This window comes from Rhodoferax sp. (assembly GCF_034519335.1).
Classification (GTDB): domain Bacteria; phylum Pseudomonadota; class Gammaproteobacteria; order Burkholderiales; family Burkholderiaceae_C; genus Allorhodoferax.
Window position 1 is genome coordinate 59,120 of record NZ_JAXHOL010000013.1, and the last position, 8,012, is coordinate 67,131.

The following is an 8,012-nucleotide window of genomic DNA, read 5'->3' on the forward strand; positions in this document are numbered from 1 at the left end:
GCTTTCTGAAAGTAGGACAAAAAGGGGCTGGAGAATGAAAAAAGCCCGCCGGAGCGTCCCCAGGCGAGCTTTGTTGGGCAGGGAAACGCCATGCGTTTCCTGACCGGGAAGCTTAGTACAGCTTCTTAGGGAGTTGCATGCTGCGGATGCGCTTGTAGTTACGCTTCACGGCAGCTGCCTTCTTGCGCTTGCGCTCGGCAGTGGGCTTTTCGTAAAACTCGCGGGCACGCAAGTCGGTCAGCAAACCCAATTTTTCGATAGTGCGCTTGAAGCGACGCAGGGCGACGTCAAAGGGCTCGTTTTCTTTTACACGGATCGTTGTCATTACGTAATGAATTCCAAAATGTGCTGTCGCCAGTCATGGGGGAAGATCGCGCCCCACACGCCACGTTCAGCGGTATTTCCTCATCTATAACTAGTATTTGGCCGATGAGGAGACTGCCAGATTAGCCCACAATTATAGCCTTTTATGGCGCACTGCCAAGCCGTGGGCGCAGGCGTAAGCGCTGGACCATGCCCACTGGAAGTTGTAACCCCCCAGCCAGCCCGTCACATCGACCACTTCTCCAATGAAAAACAGGCCCGGTTGACGGCTTTCCAGGGTCTGGCTGGACAGCACCTTGGTATCCACGCCGCCTGCCGTCACCTCGGCCTTGCGGTAGCCCTCCGTACCCGTGGGGGTGAGTTCCCAGCGGCTCAGGTGCTCGGCCAGGGCGTTCAGGGCCTTGTCGCTGGCCTCGTTGACCGGGCGCTGCCAATCGTGGCCCCAAGTTTTGCCGTGTTCCACCCAGGTGTCGGCCAGCCGGCTGGGCACCAGGCCCGCCAGTTCGTTGGCAATACGCTTGCGTGAGCTGGCTTTGGCCTCCATGAGGTGCCGCGCCAGGTCGGTACCGGGGGCCAGGTTCAGGCGGATGGGCGTGCCTTCGGCCCAGTAGCTCGATATTTGCAGCACGCCGGGGCCGCTCAAGCCCCGGTGGGTGAACAGCAGGTCCTCCCGGAACGCCATGCTGGTTTTTTTGGTGCCGGTGGCAATGTCTACGGGCAGCGAGAGCCCCGAGAGTTGGGAAAACGGCGACCAGGCCGTCTCATCAAAGGTCAGCGGAACCAGGGCGGGGCGGGGCGTCACCAGAGGCAGATCGAACTGCTTGGCCACGCGGTAGCCGAAATCCGTGGCGCCAATCTTCGGAATCGACAGGCCGCCGGTGGCGATGACGACAGCGCCGCAGTGGATGGCGCCACGATCGCTCTCAATTTCATAGCTGCTCGCGCAATGTCCATGGGGGCTAGAGGCCAAAAACCGTATGTTTTTAACGCTGCAGGGCTGCCAGCGCTCCACGCCGCCCGCGGCGCATTCCGCCAGCAGCATGGCAATCAGGTCTTCGGCTGAGCGGTCGCAAAACAGCTGGCCCTTGTGTTTCTCGTGGAAGGCGATGCCGTGTTTCTTTACCAGTGCAATGAAGTCGGCCGACGTGTAGCGCGACAGGGCAGACTTGGCAAAACGCGGGTTCTCGCTGAGGAAGTTGGCCGCGGTGACATCCATGTTGGTGAAGTTGCTGCGTCCACCACCCGAGATGCGGATTTTTTCTGCCACCTTCTCGCTGTGGTCGATGACCAGCACCTTCAGGCCCAACTGGCCTGCCACTCCGGCGCAAAACAAACCGGCAGCCCCGGCACCCACGATCACCACGTCAAAACTGTGCATGGCGGCAGTGTAGAGGACGGGGCGTCGGCAAGCTCGGTACGCGGCGGCGTGCAGATGCCCGCAGCCCGGCGCTCATGGCGCCCTGCTGGTCGCAAAATCGCGCCAAACTGCGGGCATCCACACGCCGAACCTGGGTGGGCGTGCTGTCTCTGGGGATGGGTCAGGCTTGCTGCCGGTTCCTGTCCGCCAGATCAATCGCCTTGCGCGACAGTCCGTCGATTTCGGTGCTGATGCCCGAGAGCACATTGGCCACCACGGCAAACTCGCGCCCCTGCTGGCCTGCGCGGGCGGCCATCACCTGCGCGTTGAAGCTCACCACCTTGGCCTCGCGGGCGATGGTGTGGATGTCGGAGACGATGCCGGTGAGTTCCTTGAACAGCAGATCGGCTTTGGCCTTGGTGACCGCGTCGAATGCGTTGGTGGCTGCGTTCAAGGCCTCCAAGACGGCGTCTGTACTTTCCACAATGGACTCGAGCACTTTCTGCGTTTGGGGCGAGCGTTGGGTGATCAGGTTCAGCGCCTCGGCCATCTGCGCGATGAAGGCTTGGATGGTGTCATTCACACCGTGCGGGCCCTCGTAGACCGCATGCAGTGTGGCAGCGCTGGGTGCGTCGTAATGGGACACGGTGCCGAGCAGACGCACATGGCTGTCGCGGAACAGCTGGAAGGTGCTGCGGGCTGCGTTCAACTGGTGCGCGTCGCCGCCGGCCGCCAACAAGGTTTGCATGACCATGCGCTGGGACAACATGCGCTGGCGCGCTGCGAGGTTCAGGTCCGACATGGTGCCAGCCCCCGACGGCAAAACGGGCTTGGCAGAAGGCTGCACTTGCAATGCTGCGCGGGGTGTGGAAGGGTTCTGGGCAAGGGCGGGCATGAACATGGTGAACTCCTTTCGCGTTGGAGAACACCATGCAAAAACAATGCCGTTATGCCACCCTCGTAACCGATTGTGTGTGCGGTGCTTGCACCGCAGCTTGCAAACCCAGCACCACATCGCCCACCACGATCACGCTGGGGCTGGCGAGGTGTTCGTGGCGAATGGTGGCTTGCAACGATTGCAGCGTGCACACCGCATGGCGTTGTGTGGGCAGGCTGGCGTTCTGGATGATGGCCACCGGTGTGTCGGCGCCCAAGCCTTGCAGCAGTCCGGCTTCAATCTCAGCTGCACCACTCACACCCATGTAGATCACCAGCGTGAGCTTGGCCTGCGCAGCGGCGGTGGCCAGCGCGGGCCAGTCGGTGCCTCGGTCGCCGGGTTTGGCGTGGCCAGTGACAAACACCACGCCATGCGCGTGTTCGCGATGGGTCAGGGGCACATTCAGCGATGTGACGGCGGCCAAGCCGGCAGTGATGCCATTGATGACCGACACACGGATGCCTGCAGTCTGCAGGTGCTCCACCTCTTCACCACCACGGCCGAAGATGAATGGGTCACCGCCCTTGAGGCGCACGACGTTTTCGCCCTCTTGGGCGGCGGTGATCATGAGGCGCTCGATGAAGGACTGCGGTGTGGACTTGCAACCGCCACGCTTGCCCACATGCACCACGCGTGCACCGGGCTTGGCGTGCGCCACGATGGCCTCGTTCACCAGGTCATCCACCAACAGCACCGTGGCCTGCTGGATGGCTTTGAGGGCCTTCAGCGTGAGCAGCTCCGGGTCGCCCGGACCGGCGCCGACCAGCGTGACGTGGCCGCTGGAGGGGGTGCTGGAAAGATCGTGTGTCATGGGCGGAGTCCGGTGCGTTAGAGGCTGCGGTGCAATTGCAAGATGTGCGCCACTTGCTGGGCAATCGGGGGCGGCAGAGGCTGCTTGCCGGCCAGTACATCGCCAATATAGGCGGCGGTGCTGGCGGCATCAATGGCGGTGGGCAATGCGGGTAACTCTGTGAGCGGACCGCTCTGGTGGGTCTGCAGTTCGGTAGCCTGGCCACGTACAAAGGCTTGCATTTTGGGGGTGCGGCGTGGGTCGGCGACCGATTCGCCCTCGGTGCCGCGCAGCAGCAACGCGTTGGCTTGTACCAGCGCAAAGGTGTCAGCCATGGAGATGGCGTACTCGGGGTGGGTGTAGCTGCTCACGATGAGCGCGGGGCCGTCCACGGGGTTCATGAGTTTGACCAGGCTGTGCGCCGGGTTGCGCAGGTTGACCACCCGGCGCACGTCCAGCAGGCGCTGCAGGCCGGGGCTGAGCAGCGCGGTGGGTACAAAAGCCACGTTGCCGGGCGCTATTGTTTTTATAGCTACTTGCGCATTTACATCAAGGGCTTCTAGCACTTTTGACACACAAACCCGGCGGTCCTCGGTGGCTGTGCCATGGATCAGCACGGGCAGTCCTTCGCGCGCCAGCAGCAGCGCCAGCAGCGGGGTTAGCAAAGGCAGCTTGCGCGCACCGTTGTAGCTGGGGATCACCACCGTGGGCTGGGTGCTGGCGGGCAATAGGGCCATGCGGCGGCGCGTGGCGTCCAGAAAACCGGCCATCTCTTCTGCTGTCTCGCCCTTGATGCGCATGGCCAGGCAGAAGGCGCCCACCTCCAGGTCGGTCACGCTGCCGTCCAGCACCTGACCGAACAGATCGTCCGCCTGTTCGCGGGTGAGCGCACGGGCGCCGTCCTTGCCGCGACCGATTTCCTTGATGTAGTTGCCAATAGCCATTGGGCGATTGTCTTTGATGCCAGATAACTTTCAGCTATGTGCTTATGCACCTGCTGACGCGGGGGTCATGCTGGCACGCACCATGCGCTGCAGCTGTGGCACACAGGAGCCGCAGTTGGTGCCGCACTTGAGCGTGCTTTGCAGCGTGGCCAGGCGGTCGGCGGCAAAGCCGGTGCATTCGGCCAGCGTGGCGTCGATGGCGCTGTCGGTCACGTTGAAGCAGGTGCACACCGTCTTGCCGCGGGACTGCACCGGAACGGGCGGCGTGGCGCCGGGGGCCAGCAGGGCGCGGCCATAGCTTTGCGCGGGCTGCTCGTCTTGCAGCAAGGTGGTCATCCAGCTCTGGGCGCGTGTGTCGCCAGCCAGCATAAAACCCTCCAGTGTGGCGTTGGCTGCGGAGCGTTGCAGGCGCACGGCACGGCGCTGGCCGCGCGTTTTGTCGGCATAACGCACGACATCGGGCTTGTCGAGGTGTAGCAGGGTTTCAATCTCTTGCAGCAGCACGTCAGGCGCTGGCTGCTCGGCGGCAGCCCGGAACAACACGCCGCTGCGGCCATGGTCGTCGGTCGTGGCGTTGCCAAACGGTACACAACTGGCATAGGCAAAACGCTCCATCAGCGCCTGCAGCTTGCTGCGCACAGCCAGCACCGTGTCGTCAGGCAGCCAGGCAATGGCCAGCAGGGTCCAGGGCATGTCGGCCTTGAGCACCTTGACCGCGGCGTGTTTGAACTCGGGTTGTTTGGAGTCCGGGCAGTAGGCTGAGGTGGTGAGGGCATTGACGCCGGCCAGGCGGGTGCCGCTGGTGCTCACGCCACTCAAGAACTCTTCGCCCCAGTGCATGGCCATGAAGACCTGGCTCAGGCCCACCTCGGGGCTGGCCTGCACGGGCACCAGGATGGAGCCCCGCTTGCTGGTCACGTGCACCAGGTCGTTCTCGGCAAGCAGGCGGCGCGCCATGTCATGCGGGTGCATCTGGATCACGGGTTCGCGCACATGGCCAAACAGGCGGCCCAGCGTGCCGGTGCGGCTCATGCCGTGCCACTGGTCGCGCAGGCGGCCGGTGGTCAGCGAGAAGGGGTAGCGCGCCTCACGAGCCTCGGCCACGGGCTTGTAGGTCACGTTGGCAAAACGGGCGCGGCCGTCCGGGTGTGGGGAACACGCCGTCTTCGTACAGGCGCACCTTGCCGGTGCTGGCGCCTTCGGGCAGAGGCCATTGCTGGGGCTGGGCTTCCAGCATGGCGTAGTCCATGCCGGTGATGTCGAGGTCGCGGCCGCGGGTGGATTCGCGGTGCTCGTTCCACACCGATTCGGCGGTGGGGTAGGGGAATAACGTGTCGGTCTTGCGGCCCAGCGCGCGCTCCAGGCGCTGCGCAAAGTCGGTGGCTATGGCCCAGTCGTGGCGTGGGGCGGTGTCGGGTGCACCCGGTGGGGCCACTGCAGCGCGCACGCGGGAAATTCGACGTTCGCTATTGGTGACAGTGCCTTCTTTTTCTCCCCAGGTGGTGGCGGGCAGCAGCAGGTCGGCATAGCGGGCGGTGGCGGTGGTGGCGAAGGCTTCTTGCACCACCACAAACTCGGCACGCTCCAGCGCACGGCGTACGGTGGCCTGGTCGGGCATGCTTTGCGCAGGGTTGGTGCAGGCAATCCACAGCGCCTTGATCTCGCCGTCGGCGGCGGCTTGGAACATTTCTACCGCGGTCTTGCCAGGTGTCTCGGGCACGCTGCGTCCAAGTTTGTCTAGGCCCCAAAGCGCGGCCACTTCGGCGCGGTGTGCGGGGTTGGCCAGGTCGCGGTGGGCGCTCAGTAGATTGGCCAGGCCACCCACTTCGCGTCCGCCCATGGCGTTGGGCTGGCCGGTCAGCGAGAAGGGGCCTGCGCCGGGTTTGCCGATCTGGCCGGTGGCCAGGTGCAGGTTGATGAGGGCGGTGTTTTTGGCGGTGCCGGCACTCGACTGGTTCAAGCCCTGGCAGTACAGGCTCAGCGTGGCCGGGCTCTGGGCAAAGAGGCGTGCGGCTTCCAGCAGGTCGGCCTTGGTAATGCCGCAGGTCTGCGCCACGGCATCGGGCGTGTAGTCGCGCACCGTGGCTTTCAGGTCGTCAAAGCCGCTGGTGTGTTCGGCGATGAAGGCGGCGTCGGTCCAGCCTTCCCACAGCATCAGGTGCAGCATGCCGTGGAACAGCATCACGTCGGTGCCGGGCTGGATCTGCAAAAACAGATCGGCCAGTTCCACCGTGTCGGTGCGGCGTACATCACACACCACAATTTTCATGCCAGGATTCTTGCGTTTGGCGTCTTCAATGCGGCGAAACAGGATGGGGTGGGCAAACGCGGTGTTGGAGCCGACGATGAAGATCGTCTGCGCGTGGTTCACGTCGTCGTAGCAGGTGGGCGGGGCATCGGCGCCCAGCGTCTTCTTGTAGCCGGCCACCGCGCTGCTCATGCACAGGCGCGAATTGGTGTCGATGTTGTTGGTGCCAATCAGGCCCTTGGCTAGCTTGTTGAAGACGTAGTAATCCTCGGTCAGCAGCTGGCCGCTCACATAAAAGCCCACGGCGTCGGGGCCGTGGTCCTGGATGATGCGGGCAAACTGGTCGGTGGCCAGCGACAGGGCGCTGTCCCAGGACACGGGTTGGAGCGTGGCACTACGCTGCAGGCGTTGCAGCGGTTGCAGCAGACGCGTTTGCAGGGTGACCGCGGCGCTGGCCGTGTGGTGCAGCGTGGCGCCTTTGGAGCACAGGCGGCCGAAGTTGGCCGGGTGGTGCGGGTCGCCGCGCACACCGGTGATTTGTGTGCCCTGCGACTCGATGATGACGCCGCAGCCCACACCACAGTAGGGGCAGGTGGAGCGAGTTTCTTTCAGCATGCAAAGCCCTTATGGAGGTGTTTCATCTTGTCCGCGCAGCGATCCGCAGCCCTGGCTGCGAGATCGCAATACGGGCAGGTGAAGCGCGTTTCAGTCATGCTGTAGGGTCCTTTAGGTCAGGCGGCAGCGTTGCGGCGGGCAGGTCCCGCAATGGGGCGCACCAGGTCGGTGGCGTGGCTTTGCAGTTCGGCCGACTTGAGGAATACTTGGCCGCCGTCGACCTTCACTTCGAACTTGGGCGTGCAGCCTTCGTCGGGCGCGCTGGCCTGGCCGTCGCAGAGGCCGATGGTCCAGTTGTGCAGCGGGCAGGCCACGCTGGTGCCAAACACAATGCCCTGGGACAGCGGGCCGCCCTTGTGGGGGCAGCGGTCCAGCAGCGCAAACACTTCGTCCTGCGTGTTGCGGAACACGGCCACATCCAGGCCCTGGGCGCGCTCCACGCGGCGCGAGCCCAGCACGGGGATGTCATCAATCTTGCAGATCAGGGTCCATTCGGTCATTTTGTTCTTCCTAATGCTATTGTTTTGGTAGCTGCTTGCGCATATTCTGCGGGGGGCTAGAGGCCTATTTGGCTTGTGTTTATGCCTTCAGGGCCGAGTACAGGCCGGTCACCCGGTCCATCACGGCGAGCAGGTTTTCGCTGCTCACAAAGATGTCGGCCATGGGCCTGGGGCGCTGTGCACCCTCTTGCAGCTGTTTGAGCGCCATGTCAAAAAACACCCACTGCGCATCCGCCAACAGCAGCTCATCCTTGATGCGCAGCGTGGCCTCGGGCGCGTTGCGCAGCAGCTCCATGG

6 protein-coding genes and 2 pseudogenes are annotated in these 8,012 nt (G+C 63.8%); all 8 read right to left on the reverse strand.

Features of this window, described 5'->3' with window-relative positions; translation table 11 throughout:
• Positions 1–112 precede the first annotated feature (112 nt).
• Positions 113–325: a 30S ribosomal protein S21 gene (gene rpsU, locus U5O12_RS06485; RefSeq protein WP_006296472.1), complete on the reverse strand. Its 213-nt coding sequence runs from the start codon at positions 323–325 to the stop codon at positions 113–115.
• 132 nt (positions 326–457) lie between these two features.
• Positions 458–1,702 (reverse strand): NAD(P)/FAD-dependent oxidoreductase, encoded by a 1,245-nt coding sequence (locus U5O12_RS06490; protein WP_322577846.1) that lies wholly within the window; start codon positions 1,700–1,702, stop codon positions 458–460.
• A gap of 160 nt (positions 1,703–1,862) precedes the next feature.
• Positions 1,863–2,582: a methyl-accepting chemotaxis protein gene (locus U5O12_RS06495; RefSeq protein WP_322577847.1), complete on the reverse strand. Its 720-nt coding sequence runs from the start codon at positions 2,580–2,582 to the stop codon at positions 1,863–1,865.
• Positions 2,583–2,628: 46 nt separating this feature from the next.
• On the reverse strand, positions 2,629–3,429 hold the full coding sequence (gene cobA / locus U5O12_RS06500) for a uroporphyrinogen-III C-methyltransferase (RefSeq protein ID WP_322577848.1): 801 nt from the start codon (positions 3,427–3,429) through the stop codon (positions 2,629–2,631).
• A gap of 17 nt (positions 3,430–3,446) precedes the next feature.
• The gene (gene ybiB / locus U5O12_RS06505) at positions 3,447–4,352 is read right to left on the reverse strand and encodes a DNA-binding protein YbiB (RefSeq protein WP_322577849.1); all 906 of its coding nucleotides are present in this window, start codon (positions 4,350–4,352) and stop codon (positions 3,447–3,449) included.
• Positions 4,353–4,394: 42 nt separating this feature from the next.
• Positions 4,395–7,212, reverse strand: a pseudogene (locus U5O12_RS06510) (molybdopterin-dependent oxidoreductase).
• A gap of 119 nt (positions 7,213–7,331) precedes the next feature.
• The gene (gene nirD, locus U5O12_RS06515) at positions 7,332–7,715 is read right to left on the reverse strand and encodes a nitrite reductase small subunit NirD (protein WP_322577850.1); all 384 of its coding nucleotides are present in this window, start codon (positions 7,713–7,715) and stop codon (positions 7,332–7,334) included.
• Positions 7,716–7,794: 79 nt separating this feature from the next.
• Positions 7,795–8,012: pseudogene (locus U5O12_RS06520) on the reverse strand (hypothetical protein); the annotation flags it as partial.

Coding starts and splice junctions, on each gene's coding strand:
- nirD (WP_322577850.1), bottom strand. CDS start 7,715: ATGACCGAATGGACCCTGATCTGCAAGATTGATGACATCCCCGTGCTG.
- U5O12_RS06490 (WP_322577846.1), bottom strand. CDS start 1,702: ATGCACAGTTTTGACGTGGTGATCGTGGGTGCCGGGGCTGCCGGTTTG.
- rpsU (WP_006296472.1), bottom strand. CDS start 325: ATGACAACGATCCGTGTAAAAGAAAACGAGCCCTTTGACGTCGCCCTG.
- ybiB (WP_322577849.1), bottom strand. CDS start 4,352: ATGGCTATTGGCAACTACATCAAGGAAATCGGTCGCGGCAAGGACGGC.
- cobA (WP_322577848.1), bottom strand. CDS start 3,429: ATGACACACGATCTTTCCAGCACCCCCTCCAGCGGCCACGTCACGCTG.
- U5O12_RS06495 (WP_322577847.1), bottom strand. CDS start 2,582: ATGTTCATGCCCGCCCTTGCCCAGAACCCTTCCACACCCCGCGCAGCA.